Source organism: Methylobacterium sp. C25 (assembly GCF_021352225.1).
Lineage (GTDB): Bacteria > Pseudomonadota > Alphaproteobacteria > Rhizobiales > Beijerinckiaceae > Methylobacterium.
The window spans coordinates 19,509-34,971 of record NZ_JAAUVI010000004.1 but is presented as its reverse complement, the minus strand read 5'-3'; the positions used below and the strand labels follow the sequence as shown (position 1 = coordinate 34,971).

Here is a 15,463-nt window from a genome sequence, read left to right as displayed (position 1 = left end):
TGACCGCCATGGTGATGACCGCGGAATTCTGGGTCGCCGTCGCTTTCGTGATCTTCGCCGCGATCGTGTGGAAGGTCGGCGGCTTCGGCATGATGACCAAGGGCCTCGACGGCCGCGCCAACCGCGTCCGTCACGAGCTCGACGAGGCCAAGCGCCTGCGCGAGGAAGCCGCCGCCGTGCTCGCCGACTACAAGCGCCGCCGCACCGAGGCCGAGAAGGACGCCGAGCGCATCGTCGCCGACGCGCAGGAAGAGGCCCGCCGCATCGACGCGGAAGGCCATGCCCGCCTCGAGGACTACATCGCCCGTCGCACCAAGTCGGCCGAGCAGAAGATCGCCCAGGCCGAGGCCCAGGCTGCCGCGCAGGTTCGCGCCGCCGCTGCCGACGCTGCGGTGAAGGTGTCCGAGACGCTGCTGCGCGAGCGCCTGCAGGGTCAGACCGCCCAGGACCTCGTCAAGGCGAGCCTCGGCGACGTGAAGACCCGCCTCCAGGCCTGAGCGAAACAGGCACGGTGATCGAACAAGCCGCCTCCGGGCGGCTTTTTCATTTGGGAGGTACGCCCGAATGAGCAGGTTCCTGATCTACGGCGCCACCGGCTACACGGGCCGCCTCTGCGCGGAGCACGCCGTCGCGCGGGGCCTCCGTCCGATCCTCGCCGGCCGCAGCGGCGCGGCCGTGCGGGACCTGGCCGATGGTCTGGGTCTCGAATGGCGCGCCTTCGGCCTCGACGCCCCTGCTTCGATCCGCGACGGCCTCGCCGGCATGAAGGCGGTGCTGCATGCCGCCGGGCCCTTCTCGGCCACGGCTCGGCCGATGGTCGAGGCCTGTCTCGCCACCGGCGTGCACTACGTCGACATCACCGGCGAGATCGACGTGTTCGAGACACTGGCCGCCCGCGGCAGCGAGGCCGTGGCTGCCGGGATCATGCTGCTGCCCGGCGCTGGCTTCGACGTCGTGCCGAGCGATTGCCTCGCGGCCCATACGGCGGCGCGCCTGCCGGGCGCGACACGGCTGCGCCTCTCGATCGGCGGCTTCCAGGGCATCAGTCGCGGCACGGCCAAGACGATGCTCGAAGGGGTCGCCTACGGAACACGCGTGAGGCGGGCCGGGCGAATCGTCGAGATTGCCGAGACGCCGCGCGCCAGTGCCGATTTCGGCGCCGGCCCCCGCCCGACCATCGGCCTCGGCTGGGGCGACGTCGCCACCGCTTGGCACTCCACCGGAATCCCCGACATCGACGTATTTTTCCAGGCCTCTCCGGCGCTCGCTCGTGCGGCGGCGATGCCGAGGCTCTTGAAGCGGCTTCTGGCGACCGACCTCAGCCAACGCTGGCTCAAGCGCGGCATCGAGCGCCGCCTGCCCCCTGGGCCGACGCCCGAGGAGCGGAGCCGCTCGCAATGCCTCTTCCTGGCGGAGGCCTGGGACGCGGAGGGGCGACGAGTCGCGACCCGCATGCGCTCGCCCGAGGGCTACACCCTGACCGCCTCGACCGCCGTGGAAACCGCCCGCCGCGCGGCCGCAGGCGAGGCGAGGCCGGGATACCAAACGCCGGCAACGGCTTACGGGGCGGACTTCATCGTGCCGTTCGAAGGGGTAGAGCGCCAGGATCTCTGAGCCGCCCCGTGTCGCCGGGTGGACGGAGGACGGGCTCACCCGCTATGCCCCCGGCACTTTCTTGCAGGGAGCGGCCAACCGGTCGACCGAGGCATGCACGACGAGGATTTTCGGCCACGCAAGCTCGCGAGCCACGAGATCGGGCAGAAGCTCGACGAGCTCTCCGTCGGCGATCTCGTCGAGCGCATCGCGCTGCTGCGCGTCGAGATCGAGCGCCTGGAAGCGGCGAAAACCGCGAAGGAAGCGGCCCGTAATGCCGCGGGCTCGATCTTCAAGAGCTAATTCGCACCCGCCGTTCGTCCCTGCCGTGCTATCGGCGCCGCGACCGTCACCGCGGCCCCTCCCCGAATTGTAGGCCGCAATGCAGCCGATCATCACCATTTCCGGTCTCTCGAAGACCTATGCCTCCGGCCTGGCCGCGTTGAAGGACGTGAACCTGGAGATCCGGCGTGGCGAGATCTTCGCGCTGCTCGGCCCCAACGGCGCCGGTAAGTCGACGCTGATCAACATCGTCTGCGGGATCGTCACGCCGAGCACCGGCACGATCACCGTCGACGGCCACGACATCACGAACGACTATCGTGCCGCCCGCAGCCTGATCGGGCTGGTGCCGCAGGAATTGACCACCGACGCCTTCGAGAAGGTGTTCAACACGGTGAGCTTCAGCCGCGGCCTGTTCGGTCTCGGCAAGAACCCAGCCCATATCGAGCGTGTGCTCAAGGACCTCTCCCTCTGGGAGAAGCGCGACAGCCGGATCATGCAGCTCTCGGGCGGCATGAAGCGCAGGGTTCTCATCGCCAAGGCGCTGAGCCACGAGCCGAAGATCCTGTTCCTCGACGAGCCGACGGCCGGCGTCGACGTGGAACTGCGCCAGGACATGTGGCGGATGGTGCGGCGGCTGCGCGATTCGGGCGTCACCGTCATCCTCACCACCCACTACATCGAGGAAGCGGAGGAGATGGCCGACCGGGTCGGCGTCATCCGCAAGGGCGAACTGGTCCTGGTCGAGGAGAAGGCCGAACTGATGCGCAAGCTCGGCAAGAAGCAGCTCACGCTTCACCTCCCCGAGCCGCTTGCCGCGATCCCCGAAGACCTCGCCGACCATCATCTCGAGCTCGCCAAGAACGGCTCTGAGCTGATCTACACCTACGACACGCGTGGCGGCCGCACCGGCATCACGGGTCTGCTCACCGACCTCGCCGCAGCAGGCATCCGCTTCCAGGACATCGACACGAGCCAGAGCTCCCTCGAAGAGATCTTCGTGGATCTGGTGAGGGACGCCGCATGAACCTCCCTGCGATCCAGGCGATCTACAAGTTCGAGATGAACCGGTTCTGGCGCACGGCTCTGCAGAGCATCGTCGCTCCGGTGGTCTCGACCTCGCTCTATTTCGTCGTGTTCGGCGCGGCGATCGGGAAGCAGTCCCAGATGATCGACGGGGTGCCCTACGGCGCCTTCATCGTGCCAGGCCTGATGATGCTCTCGCTGCTCACGCAGAGCATCGCCAACGCCTCGTTCGGGATCTACTTCCCGCGCTTCTCGGGCACGATCTACGAGTTGCTGTCCGCTCCCGTCTCGCCCTTCGACATCGTGCTCGGCTATGTCGGCGCGGCGGCGACGAAATCGATCCTGATCGCGCTGATCATCCTGGGCACTGCGGCCTTCCTCGTGCCACTGCGCATCGATCACCCGATCGCGATGCTGCTGTTCCTGATCCTGACCGCGGTAACGTTCAGCCTGTTCGGCTTCGTGATCGGGCTGTGGGCCGACGGCTTCGAGAAGCTGCAGCTCGTTCCTCTCCTCATTGTCACCCCCCTCACCTTCCTCGGCGGCAGCTTCTACTCGATCGACGTGCTGCCGACCTTCTGGTGGGTGGTGAGCCACGCCAACCCGGTCGTGTATCTGATCAGCGCCTTCCGCTGGGCCTTCTTCAGCAAGGGCGATGTCGGTGTCGCCATCAGCATGGGGATGGCGGCCCTGTTCCTGGCCCTTTGCCTCGGCGCGGTGACCTGGATGTTCAAGACCGGATATCGGCTGAAGAGCTAATCGCCTCGACCGTAAAAGGCGCGCGATGGCGGGCCGGCCAGATCGAGCCGGCCGTAAGATGGGGCGAGCAGGCCGAGCACCCGCTCACGCAATCCTCGCGGCGCCGACAGAACCCGCACGCGGGTCGGGACGGGCGCGACCCGTTTCACCAGCCTGAGCATCGCATCGAAGGCCAGCCGCAGATTGTTGGGGTTGGGTTCGATGCTCGCCGAGTTCAGCGCCGTCGCCGCATCTCGCCAGAGCTGCGCGTGCGGACCGTATTTGGCATCGTCGATACCGTGGCGGTTGAGCGCGGCCAAACCATCCGGCACCGTGGTGATGACCCGCGTGCCGAATTCCGGCCGAGTCGGATCGAGCCAGACGACGACCGGCGCGGGCAAGGTTTTTGATGCTTCCGTGACGATCTCGGGCACGAGACCATCTCCTTCTTCAGGATTTCCTTCGGCTGCGTTCAGTTTGCTATCTATGCCGCTGTGCATATCAAGGATCGCAAGATCAAATGACCCCGATCGTGAACAGAAAAACGTCGAAACAGTTTCTGCCACATCTGGGAATGATCTTTGTTCGAGCGTTGATTCTTTTTCGATAACTGAGCGTTAACCGTCAGGCCTTGTCGCTGCCGTCTCGGCAGTTGTCGTGAGAATCAGGGCACCGTTGCGGAAGACTGCCCTTGCGATCGGCGCCGATCACGTCCGCTGCGGCTTCGCGCCCTCCCGGTCGAGCAGGTCGCGCTTGCGGGCTACACCCCAGCGATAGCCGGAGAGCGAGCCGTCGGAGCGCACGACCCGGTGACAGGGGATCGCCAGAGCGACGGGATTTGCTCCGCAGGCCCGTGCCACGGCCCGCACGGCCGCGGGCTCGCCGATGGCCTGGGCCACCTGCTTGTAGGTCGCCGTCGTCCCGGCCGGGATGCGCTTGAGAGCTTCCCAGACCCGCTGCTGAAAGGCCGTGCCGTGAATGTCGAGCGGGAGCTCGACGCTCCGCCCTGGCGTCTCGGCGAGGCCGATCACCTGTGCGACCAATGCCTCGAAACCCGCATCACCACCGGTGAGCTCGGCATGCGGAAAGCGGTCCTGGAGGTCACGCAGCAGCACATCCGGATCGTCGTCCATCATGATGGCGCAGACGCCCTTCTCCGTCGCGGCGACCAGGATCTGCCCGAGAGAGCATGGCCCGACGGCGAAGCGGATCTGCGCGCCCGTCCCACCCTGCCGATAGGCGGTCGGGCTCATGCCGAGCCGCTCGCCGGCATCGGCATAGAAGCGGCTCGCGGCGTTGTAGCCCGCATCATAGACCGCCTCGGTGACCGTACGCGCCTCGCGCAGGCCAGAGGCCACGCGCTCTGCACGGTGGGCGCCGGCATAGGCCTTCGGGGTCACTCCGGTGATCCGCTTGAACGTGCGGTGGAAGTGGAAGGGGCTCATCCCGGCGGCCTCGGAGAGCGCATCGAGGGCGGGCGGCGTCTCGGCCTCCTCGATCAGACGGCAGGCACGGGCAACGGCCTGGGCCTGGCGGTTTTCGCGGGATGCTTGGTTCGGCTGGCAGCGCTTGCAGGCCCGGAAACCCTCTGCCTCGGCCTCCTCGCAGGTCTCGAAGAACCGGACATTCTCGCGCTTGGCGCGTTTGGCCGGACAGCTCGGCCGGCAGTAGATCCCCGTGGTCTTCACCGCGGTGACGAAGCTGCCATCGGCCGTCTTGTCGGCGGTGCTGAAGGCGGCCCAGCGGGCTTCGTCGCTCGTGTCCATGGGCGGGGTGCTGCGGGTCGGGGCGCTCTCGTGTACCGGAATCAGCATGACTCGGCTCTCCCTATCGGATGGCGTGACGGCGTTCGCGACGCCTTCGATGCGCTCATCCTGACGCGGGTTCAGGTCCGCTTCTTCCCGGCTCTTGCTCGGCAATCTCCAGATCGGCCGGCCCTCGCTCATCGGTTGGCCTTCGCCGTCAGTCGTGCCGTCTCCATCTGCGCGTCGCGCGCCCAGAGATGCATCGCCGCATAGGCGCGGAACGGCCGCCACGCCTCCGCTCGCGTCAGAAGCTGCCGCGGGCTCGGCCGGCCGGAGCCCGCATCGAGGGCGCGCATCAGGCCGATATCGCCCGCCGGCAACGCATCCGGCTCCTTGAGCGCCCTCATCGCGATGTAGTGCGCCGTCCAGTCGCCGATGCCGCGCAGCGCCTTGAGGCGGGCGACGGCCGTCTCCAGCCCCTGTCCGACGGCGAAGAGATCCGGCTCTTCGATGCAGGCGGCCGCCACGGCACGGATCGCGGCCCCCCGCGCGCGCGGCATGTTCAGCACGAGCGACACATCCGCCTCGACGAGCTGCTCGGGAGCCGGAAAGGCGTGGGTGAGCCCCGTCTCGCCCTCCCCCATCAACGGCGTGCCGTAGGCCGTGACCAATTTTCCGGCCAGGCGCGTTGCCGCCGCCACCGAGATCTGCTGGCCCAGGATGCCGCGCATGGCGAGCTCGAAGCCGCTCCAGGCCCCGGGTACCCGCAGGCCGGGGCGTGCACGCACGAGCGGAGCGATATCCGCGTCGCTGGCGAGCCGCGCACGGATTTCCGCCGGATCGACGTCGAGGTCGAACAGATGGCGCAGCCGCGCCGCGATCACCGGCTCCTGCCGCGCCTCGGGAAATCGAAGCTCGGCCCTCAGCGCCTCGCCTTCAGGCGCATGGCGCACCGTGACCGTGCCATGCCGGCCCTCGATCGAGATCGTCCGGGCATAGACGCCCTGCCCCGCCCGCTCGATGCCGGGGATCGCACGAGCGGCCAGGAAATCGAGGAGGGCCTGCCAATCGTATGGGGCCCGGTAGGGCAGCGTGACGGGGGTGACGCTCGAATCCTGGCTCATCGGCCGGACTCTCGCGTCGGGCAGGCGAGCGCTGCAAGCCCGTGCTAGGCGGCGCTCTCCATCAGGGCCTCGACGTGAACGGCGGCCGATCGGCCGAGAGCAGCGAGGTTGTAGCCGCCTTCCAGCATCGAGACGACGCGGCCGCCGCAATGCCGATGCGCAGCCTCGTTGATCACATGCGTCGCCCAGGCGAAATCCGCCTCGTTGAGGCGCAACTGCCCGAGCGGATCGTCCTCATGGGCATCGAACCCGGCGGAGATCACGATGAGGTCGGGCCGGAAGGCATCGAGTGCCGGCAGGATCGCCTGCCCGAAGGCCTCGCGGAAGATCTCGCCGTCGTCGCCCGCCCGCAGCGGCGCGTTGTGGATGTTGCCGACACCGCGCTCCGAGACGGCGCCAGTGCCCGGGAACCACGGCATCTGGTGGGTCGAACCGAAGAACAGGCTGTCGTCGTCCCAGAAGACGCGCTGGGTGCCGTTGCCGTGATGGACGTCGAAATCCAGGACCGCGACACGCTCCAGCCCATACCGCTTCTTCGCGTACAGGGCCGCGATGGCCGCGCTCGAGAACAGGCAGAAGCCCATGGCCCGGCTCGGCTCGGCATGGTGGCCGCAGGGCCGTACCTGGCAGAACACGTTGCGGATGCCCGAAGCCGGATCGAGCACGGCATCGACCCCGCGCAAGCCTGCCCCCACGGCGCGCGAGGCCGCCTCGTAGGTACCCGGCGACATCACCGTGTCGGGGTCGAGATGGGCCGGCAGAGCAGCGCGGTTGGCGGCGACGCTCTTGATGTGGTCGAGATAGTCGGCCGGATGTGCGAGCAGGATCTGCTCTTCGAGGTCGTCGCGCAGCGGCGCCTCTTCCCGGCGCAGGCCCGCGAAGGCCGGATCGGCGAGCGCGCGATCGATCACCTCCATCCGCGCCGGCCGCTCGGGGTGGCCCTGGCCCGTGTCGTGCGCCACGAAAGCGGGATGCGTGAGGAGGAGCGTCTGCATGAGGAGCGTCGCCTTTGCCTGTGCCCTGCCTCCCTACAATGCCGTCAGGTATCTGGTCGACAGTATTTTATGGGCGCGAGGCTCTGAGATCGGCGCCGGCATGCGTTGACACCGCCGAGCCGGATTCCCTATATCGCCGATCTCCGGCCGGCGACCGCGTCTCGACATGGTTGCCGGCCGTGATGCGTGGCGGGGTAGCTCAGTTGGTCAGAGCAGAGGAATCATAATCCTTGTGTCGGGGGTTCAAATCCCTCCCTCGCTACCATTAGACGCAACAGGTTAGAGCCAATACTTCAAGCGACAAATTAGCCGCAAAGCCTCTGGGTCGCTTTTGGGTCGCATCGAAAGAATCTTCGGTGGGGCCAATCGGCTCCTTCAAGAGGCCGGCGGCCAGTCCCTTCCGCTCCTTCGATTACCATTCCTGAACAAGGATCGGAGCAGTTGGCCGCTCCTTCATGGGCATCGGTCGCATCCTCATCTGCGCGAGGAACGACGAAGCGGGTGAACGCCTCGAACGTGATCATCGAGGTGATCCTCCGCTGCCGACGCGCATCGTTTAGTGGAGCGCGATCGGGTCAATCGCCGGGCCGATGGAAGTCAGCGCCGCACACCGCTGCCACGTGCGGTGATCATCTGGCCGGGATCAAATGACGATCGGTTCGGGCCACTTTGGGCGTGGCGCGTCCGGCCTGGGCGGCACCGAGGTCGGCATCGTAGTCGCCGAGATGGATCCCGAGCCCGTTCAGAATGCGCTCGCATGCCTCGATCACCTTGGTGCGGTTGCGGATCGGGTTGCTGTGGAAGATCTCGTTGCGAGCGTCCTTGATCACGCGCATCGTCTGGTCGAAGACTTGGCTGGTCAGCTTGAGTCCAAACTGGTGGTCCGAGCAGAACATGCCACGTGTCATGTTCCAGTCCTCCTTGAGGATGTTCCAGAGGTCGCCGAGACTGAGCGTGTAGTAGAATTGGTCGGTCCGATCCGGTCCCGCCACGCTCTGTTTGTGAGCTGGGTTGCTCATGCGTTCGAACCCTCGAAATACGGCCTGCACGAACCGACCGTTGACGGGCACCGTCGCGATGTTGGGAAAGTGCGTGTGGTCATAGCCGGCTGCCCGCGCATCCCGGATCAGGATCCACCAATCCATGCGGCCGAATTTTCTGGCCGAATGGTCCGCAAGCGATGATCGGAGGCTGTTCTCGACGGCGAAGATGAATGGGTAGAGCGACGACAGCTCCTTCACCTTGCGCGTGTAGATCTGATGGAGGACCAGCCGCTGCTGATCCGCGGGAACGCCCTTCTTCTCACGGACGGCCGTCGCTTCCTTGATCGCGTCGTCGAGAAGCGCGCGATTCAACAGCCCCATGTCGGCTTCGAGTCGGTCCGTTTCGACGGGGCGAGGCGTGAAGGTGAGATAGCTCCCGAGCAATTCGCGGGTGGCGGCATGACGCGACACGAACGACGTGATCCCTTGTCCTGGCATGTTGGCCGATCTATAACGACCGCACTCGCTTGGTGGTGGCGCAATGGCGCCGCGGGTCCGTGGGACTAGCTACGGCACCTTGAGAGTCTAAACCCCAATGTGGAAGGCGTGGCCCTAAAGGCCGCGCCTTTCTCATATCTGGCTTCGAGGGGATGCCAAGCCTCTCGATCGAGACGATCGCCCTCGTCGACGAAGACAACCGGGCGCGGCGAGACCTTCCAGATCCCCGGAGCCCCACCCCTAGGGCGGGTCATTCGCTTTCGATCGGCCTCCTGACCGACCCATGCTCCAAGAATGAGCGAAAGTTCGAGGGCAACTCGTGGATCGCCGCGTCCGCGGCCGCGAGAAGAAGAGCGGCGACGAAAGGGCCGTCGTTGCGCGCCTCACTCAAAGCCGCCCGGATCGGCGGGATCGTCCTCGAAGGCTGCGTCAGGCGGAAGGACCGGTGCTCGACGGCGTGATGCCAACGTTCGCGTAGCCAATCCGCGAGAACGGGGATCAGCTTTCCTGAGAAGCGGGACCTGTGCAGGTGGATGATCGACCACATGCCTGTCCACCAGAGGGCTCTCGGCTCCAGCGAACGGCCTTCGGGCGTCCGTACGATCGCACGACAGACCGCATTTGGGACGTGCATAGCCGGTCGCGTATCCTCGCCATCGAGCAGGCGATGGCCAAGATGGCGATCTCCGAGCAGCGCCCGGAGCTCGGTTAGCAGCGACGTCAGGCCGACATGGCGTTCCGCGAGAAACGCGCGCAGACCGAAACAAGTGATCGCGTCGACCGCGATGGTTTCGGCCGACGCCGATCCATGATCGATCGATGGGATCGTGCCGCGCGGCGGATCCGCCGCCACGAGATCGAGGGGCGGTCCCGCCGCACCGGACGCGAGATAGCTGGCCGCATCGACATATCCATGCAGGCTCTCGGCGAATGCCTTCCCATCGGAACGCTCGATCGCCGCACGCATGCGGACGAGACGGAGGTTGGCCTCCATCTGCGGGATTTCACCGCCGCTCAGCATCTCCGGAAGCCGGTCTGCCACGCCGACGTCGAGACCCGATGTTACGTCGACGGTCGCTAGAACGTACCACGACAGATCGATTGAGCCCGCCCGTCTTTCCATGATCTCCTTGGGGGGCTGCGGATTGCTGCATGCACCCGGGGAGAAGGGCATGCTGCTATCGCCGCGGGTCTCGCCTTCGACGGTCGCGAGAAGCGAGAAGACCGCGCTGCGCACGGCCACGTGCACGAATCGGCCAGATGGCAAGGATGAAGAATCCACCTCCGCCAATGCCGTAAGCGCTTCTTCAAGACCCCGGATTGCTTCACCGGTCCTTCCATCGCGATGGAGGGCCAGCGCGGCGTCGGCGCCGAGACCGACGCCCATCGCCCGCATATCGTCGGTCTCGCATGCCGCGGCGGACGTCCTCGCTTCAAGGAACCATTCGATCGCCTGCCTCCAGTCGGCGCATTCGGCGGCGCTGATCGCCGCCTGCCGGAGGGCGTAGGCCCGCTCGACCGCCGAACCTTCTCCGACCAGATCGGCGATTCCGCGCATGATCGAGAGAGCCTCGGAGTGGTCTCCGCGCCGCCAGAAGATCTTGGCGCGGGCTCGAGAAACGAGCCGATGATCACCCAACTCTTCGACCGCCTCGTCGAGCACCGCCAGTGCCCGGTCGCCGTCGCCCAGACGCTCGTCATGAAGGACGGCGCGCGCCAACCACGGCTGGAATGCGAGAGACCGAATCCCCCACTTGCCCGTCTTTACGGCGATCCTCGCGTAGGCGGTCTCGGCATCCGCCACGTCGAAGTTTTCGTTGCTCTCCTCGTGAGCCCAGGGTGCGTTGATGAAGACCGTGAAGTCCGGACCATGGGGGGACGAGGGTGACAGCCATGCATTGCGCTCGGCCGCCGATAGTCCATCAAGATCGTCGATGATCTTTTCGAGCCTGCCGACAGATGTCAGGCGGCTTGAGCCCATGCTGAACACCATCGCATACGAGTCGTATTTCTTGTCGGCCGCGACCCTCTCGAAGGTCGAGCGCAACTCCGCGTCGAGTACGGGCGATGCGAGGACGTCCTTCCACCTCTGCAGCCATCCCACCCAGTCGTCGAGAAAGTCGGCCACACCAGGCGTCGTCAACACGCTCCCGAGGATCATCAATTCGCAATGGATCCTCAAAAAATCATCGGGGATCCGGGAAGCATCCCGAAGTGACGCCGTGGCCACGGCGTCCGCGCCGCTCCTTTCGGAGGTCACCGTCAGCAATTTGAACTGCGCGAGCCTCAACAGTGCGGATACGACTGGCGAGCTGGGATAGATCGGCCGGCCGGCATCTAGCGCACAGAAGAGCGTTGCGCTCTCCGAGAGCTCGGAGAGCTTGCCTTCCGGCAATCCTATGACGCTGTTCGACAGCACCACCAGCGCCTGGTCCGCCTTCCCGACAAGCGCATGCACGAGGATGGTGTCGAAGTCGTTGGCGTTTACGACCCGATTCGAGAGATAGCGTACCGCGATCACCCCGTGGAGGCGCTGCTGCTCCGCTTCCGGCAGCATGTCGCGACCCATGGTGCGAGCGAGAGGCGAGACGCGGTAGCGATCCCGGCCCGTCGTTTCGATCCAAGGACCGATCAGGAGATCCATCGCCTCGCCTGCCCGATCGACAGGCGGGGGGGTTCCGGCGAGGGCTAGTCCGGTCGCGCGGCCGAACCCGCCGCTCATCAGGCTCAGGCGGTACAGAAGAGTGCGGGCGCTTTCCGGCAGCGCATTCAATTCGCGCCGTGCTGCCGCCCTTTCCGCATCGATGTCGCCGCTCGTCAGGCCGCTCCCAACGATTTCGCGCATCTCCTCGGCCGGCCAGCCGCGCGCCGCGAGGCCGCTGATGAAGGCGTGCGTCAGTTGAGGATGGCCGGCTGCACCCGCGGCATAGGCAAGACGACCCCAACGATCCGGATCGCCGTCATGGAGACGGACGAGCTCCCGCGTCTCGTCGAGGTCGAAATAGGGACATTCGATAGATCCGCGCGGATCGATGCCGGCGTCCGATAGCTGACGCGCCGACGGCGCCCGGTAGCAGGTCAGAACGGCGACCTGATCGCGGCGCCTCAGAGCGGAGACGACCCGCGCGAAACTTCTCAGGACGCCTGGATCCTCGAGGTGGTTCAAGTCCTCGAAGACGACGACCGATGCCTCGAAAGCCCCAATTCGGCCGAGGAGGACGTCGAGCCGGGCTCGAGTATCCGCCGCGGCCTCGACGCGCAGATCGATCAACAGGTACGCAGCGGCGTGGGTTTCGGCCGCGAGACGCGCGACCTGGGATTTGCCGAGTCCGCTTGCGCCATGGAGAATGGCCGCACCGGACGCGGCCAGGGCATCCGTCACGGTGCGTTCGAGGACGGAGCGACGTACAACGATCCCAGGCCGAGGAAGGCTCCCGCCCGCTATGAGCCAATCCGGATGGGCCACCTCTAGCGGGCTCGTTCCGCCGCCGAGCAGGCTCGCGCCGAGCCGCCCGAGGATGGCGTCCAGAGTAGCCTGGGGAACGGACACCCGGGAGGACCGCTCGATCAGCTCGTAGAGTTCGTCGCGTTGCAGCACCCTCTCGGCCGGCGTCTTCAGGACGCTCTTCTCCAGGACGCGGAAGGCGATCGTATCGGCCAGGGTACTGGCCCGCTGTATCGGAAGGCCGAACAGATCCCGACCGAGAACGACCAAGCGACGTTCGAGCTGTTCACGCAGGTCCGCGAAACGTGGCTGTCCCGCCTCCCACCTGATCCGCTTCAAGAGCCTGGAGCGAATGGCGTCGTCGTCGCACTGACGAACGAAGTCCTTGACCGTGTCGGGATAGGGATCGGCTTCCAGGATCGTCCGAAGCGGCGCAACGTCTGCACCGGCAGCTGCCTTTCGCCAGTATTCGAGGCCCGCCATGCCGGCCGGCCAATCGCCAGCCGGGCGTTCAGTCCCAATTTCCGATGTGGTCAGGTAGCTGAGAGAGACCTGAAATCTCGGATTGCGCGCCACGTGACCCACGAACGAGGCGATGGCGTCCTGCACTTTGCGGTTGTTGAGCGTAATGGAGCCCGAGCCTTCGGTTCGCCTCACCTGCACCGCTTCGAGCCGATCCTCCACCGCGAGCGCGTAGTCCTCTGCGACCTCAAGGTAGATCCGTTCGTTCGAGCTGCTCTCCACCCAGGCCAGCGCGGCAGCCAGGATCTGATAGGCATAGCCCTCGAGCGCTGCGACTGCCTCCCGAGCTCTGTCGCCACTTGGGACCAGTTCGTCGACGGGCGATGCAAATGTGTCGCGCGAACTCATCGGATCCGATTGCGGTCAGAAGCAAGGTCCATGTGCGCACTGGGCCTCGATACGAAGCGAGGGCCCGTGCAGGTCTGAAAGCCGGTGTCCGAGAGACGCCGGAGTCGCATTCCTTCGACGGCTTCCAGATGCGTCCACCAATGATGTCGCCCATCTCATGTCAACGTCGGTCCTGCGCTGGTCGGACCAAACCATCGAGCGACTTGATCCAGGGAAACGACCGGCGCTGTCGCGGCTTGAAGAACATCCCTACGGAAGGCGAAGGAACCAGACGGTAGTGGTGCCGAGCAGCGTCGGCGCTGGATCGTACCGCGAGACGGTACCTCGGGGTCTAGTTTGCACCGCCTGATGCCAGCGTCACGATGGCACCTACGATGGTGGCGAAGGTGGCATTGTCCGACAGCTTGGCGAGCAGAGACTTCGCTTCCTCCTTCTCGGCCGTTGGCGCCAGGGACTGATCGATCGCCGACATCACCTTCTGGATGTCGATGCTCGTGTCGGCTTTAATGCTATTGCCGTTGCCGATCTGGACGTTTTGGGAACCGTGCACGGCAACGCTATTGTCGTTCAGATTGATTGATACCGGCGCCTGCACGACTCCCTCGACCACATCCACGCCTCGTGCAGTGATGCGACCACTGCCAAGTCCGGATATTGGCTGCCACCAATCGAGTAGGCCGTGATCCCGCAGTTGCTGGCCGATGCGGTTGTAGTCCTCCCGGCCCACCTCTCCCCGCTCCTCCTCGGTGAGTTTGTGAATGTCGCTCCTTCTGGCTTCGTAGAATCGGCGGAGGATAAGGCCGCGGAGTTCGTTGTCGGTCACGGGGTGTGCTCCTCGAAATCAGCTCGGGAAAGGGGCGGTGATCGGGTTGGACCAGTGCGTCGGCAGAGTCCCAGGGGCCATCGCCGCGGTAGAGTTCACTCGGAAGGCAACGTTTCAGGACCGCCAGGCGGTCCTGAAACGGCTAGAGGAGCCCCATCGCTTGCCCGGACCGGACCAATCCGGCTTGCCGGATCTATCCCCAGCCGGTTCGACCAGTCGGACAGGTTTCGAGGTCGGTAGGACGGGTTTCCGCGCCAGCGCCCGAACACGCTGCCGTCGATGGTCTCGTTGATGCGGGTAGTTGTCTTCGCGGATCCGACCCAAGGCGGCGCGCCGATCGGACGATCGAACGGCCGCTCGATCAAGCGAAGCGGCCGAGGCACGAACTGGGCGTAGGAGTCCGCGATCGGTGCCGTCGCCTCGGGCGCATCGGTCTCGAAGCCGGAGCGGAAGCGCAGGCCGGAGAGAGCAGCCTTTTCCATCAGCCACTTCATGGGCACTTGGGCCAGGATATCGCTAGGATAGCCGCCGCCCACGTTCGCATGCGCGCCGACGAACCAGCGCTGTTCGACTTCGTCGAGCGTCCGTGCCGGTCCTGTCGGCGGCGCCTTGTTCTCGACCGTCCGGGTCCAGAAGGTCGGCTCGAACGGCTTGCGGTGCTCGTCGAGTGCGAGCGCGTGGAACGCATGCCGGTTCCACTGGTAGAGGTGAGTGTCGAGGAAGCGGAACTTCGCAATGCGCGACGACAGGCTCGCCATCGGGTTGCCCATCGATCCGACCGTATCGAAGACGCCGACGAACTCTATCTCCGCGGCATGGCAGTAGGAGGCGACCCAGCGCTCCTCCAGGCTCGACAGCGTGTTTGCTGGGGCACCCTGGAGCGCTCGGATCGTCTTCTCGTTGCCGCGCCGGTAGCGGGCGTAGAGTTGCTCGAGCGAGAGCGGAGCTCCTGGAAGCAGCACCCCGCACTTTGCGATCAGGCCGGAGAGGCTTCGGGCCGCGTAGGCTCCCCTGCTGAAGCCGAAGATGAAGATCGCGTCGCCGGGCTCGTAGGCCTGGACGAGCCAGCCGTAGGCGCCGAGGATCTCGTCGTCGAGCCCGTAGCCGCCCACGCCGCCGCGCCACTTTTCGAGCAGCCGGGTGCCGACGCCCTGGCCGTAATAGACCTCCTGGTCCGGTGCCGTGGGGTCGCACAGCGACTTGAGGCGCCAGACGTTCGTGTTGTTGCCGAGGGTATTCCAGGTGCCGTCGAGAAAGATGGCCAGACGCTTCATGACGCCGCTCTCCGAAAAGTTCGAGGTCGAGGTTGGAGGTGCGCCGACATGAGGCCGGCGCACCCGG

13 protein-coding genes and 1 tRNA gene are annotated in these 15,463 nt (G+C 65.9%); 6 read left to right on the top strand and 8 right to left on the bottom strand.

The annotated features are described in order from the left end of the window. Positions 1-11 precede the first annotated feature (11 nt). The 5 genes from HCU64_RS12735 (at position 12) to HCU64_RS12715 (ending at position 3,660) form a co-directional block, all read left to right on the top strand. Complete coding sequence (locus HCU64_RS12735; protein WP_233384733.1) at positions 12-497, top strand: F0F1 ATP synthase subunit B family protein; 486 nt, start codon at positions 12-14, stop codon at positions 495-497. Positions 498-564: 67 nt separating this feature from the next. Continuing rightward, positions 565-1,614, top strand: a complete 1,050-nt coding sequence (locus tag HCU64_RS12730) for a saccharopine dehydrogenase family protein (RefSeq protein ID WP_233384335.1) — start codon at positions 565-567, stop codon at positions 1,612-1,614. Between the two features lie 93 nt (positions 1,615-1,707). Further along, a complete protein-coding gene (locus HCU64_RS12725) occupies positions 1,708-1,896 on the top strand; it encodes a DUF1192 domain-containing protein (RefSeq protein ID WP_233384334.1) in 189 nt (62 codons plus the stop codon). A 79-nt stretch (positions 1,897-1,975) separates the two neighbouring features. Further along, positions 1,976-2,902, top strand: coding sequence for an ABC transporter ATP-binding protein (locus HCU64_RS12720; protein WP_233384333.1), 927 nt, complete (start codon positions 1,976-1,978; stop codon positions 2,900-2,902). Next, a complete protein-coding gene (locus HCU64_RS12715; RefSeq protein ID WP_233384332.1) occupies positions 2,899-3,660 on the top strand; it encodes an ABC transporter permease in 762 nt (253 codons plus the stop codon). The genes HCU64_RS12720 and HCU64_RS12715 overlap by 4 nt, the downstream gene beginning before the upstream one ends. Here HCU64_RS12715 and HCU64_RS12710 read toward each other — a convergent pair. From HCU64_RS12710 to HCU64_RS12695, 4 genes are all read right to left on the bottom strand, one after another. Beyond that, on the bottom strand, positions 3,657-4,205 hold the full coding sequence (locus HCU64_RS12710) for a hypothetical protein (RefSeq protein WP_233384331.1): 549 nt from the start codon (positions 4,203-4,205) through the stop codon (positions 3,657-3,659). The two genes, HCU64_RS12715 and HCU64_RS12710, sit on opposite strands and share 4 nt — an antisense overlap. Before the next feature lie 141 nt (positions 4,206-4,346). After that, positions 4,347-5,453 carry a bifunctional DNA-binding transcriptional regulator/O6-methylguanine-DNA methyltransferase Ada gene (gene ada / locus HCU64_RS12705; protein WP_442785954.1) on the bottom strand — a complete coding sequence of 369 codons (1,107 nt, stop codon included), beginning with the start codon at positions 5,451-5,453 and terminating at the stop codon, positions 4,347-4,349. Between the two features lie 128 nt (positions 5,454-5,581). Beyond that, on the bottom strand, positions 5,582-6,508 hold the full coding sequence (locus HCU64_RS12700) for a DNA-3-methyladenine glycosylase family protein (protein WP_233384330.1): 927 nt from the start codon (positions 6,506-6,508) through the stop codon (positions 5,582-5,584). Positions 6,509-6,552: 44 nt separating this feature from the next. After that, positions 6,553-7,503, bottom strand: a complete 951-nt coding sequence (locus HCU64_RS12695; RefSeq protein ID WP_233384329.1) for a histone deacetylase family protein — start codon at positions 7,501-7,503, stop codon at positions 6,553-6,555. Positions 7,504-7,691: 188 nt separating this feature from the next. Between HCU64_RS12695 and HCU64_RS12690 the strand changes: the two genes are divergently transcribed. Further along, positions 7,692-7,768 (top strand) — tRNA-Met (locus HCU64_RS12690). Between the two features lie 364 nt (positions 7,769-8,132). On the opposite strand, the gene HCU64_RS12685 is transcribed toward HCU64_RS12690, so the two are convergent. The 4 genes from HCU64_RS12685 to HCU64_RS12670 form a co-directional block, all read right to left on the bottom strand. Next, positions 8,133-8,957: a hypothetical protein gene (locus HCU64_RS12685; RefSeq protein WP_233384328.1), complete on the bottom strand. Its 825-nt coding sequence runs from the start codon at positions 8,955-8,957 to the stop codon at positions 8,133-8,135. 277 nt (positions 8,958-9,234) lie between these two features. Next, positions 9,235-13,299 carry a hypothetical protein gene (locus HCU64_RS12680; protein ID WP_233384326.1) on the bottom strand — a complete coding sequence of 1,355 codons (4,065 nt, stop codon included), beginning with the start codon at positions 13,297-13,299 and terminating at the stop codon, positions 9,235-9,237. Positions 13,300-13,630: 331 nt separating this feature from the next. Continuing rightward, on the bottom strand, positions 13,631-14,122 hold the full coding sequence (locus HCU64_RS12675) for a hypothetical protein (protein ID WP_233384324.1): 492 nt from the start codon (positions 14,120-14,122) through the stop codon (positions 13,631-13,633). 95 nt (positions 14,123-14,217) lie between these two features. Next, complete coding sequence (locus HCU64_RS12670) at positions 14,218-15,396, bottom strand: DUF2235 domain-containing protein (protein WP_233384322.1); 1,179 nt, start codon at positions 15,394-15,396, stop codon at positions 14,218-14,220. Positions 15,397-15,463: the final 67 nt, after the last annotated feature.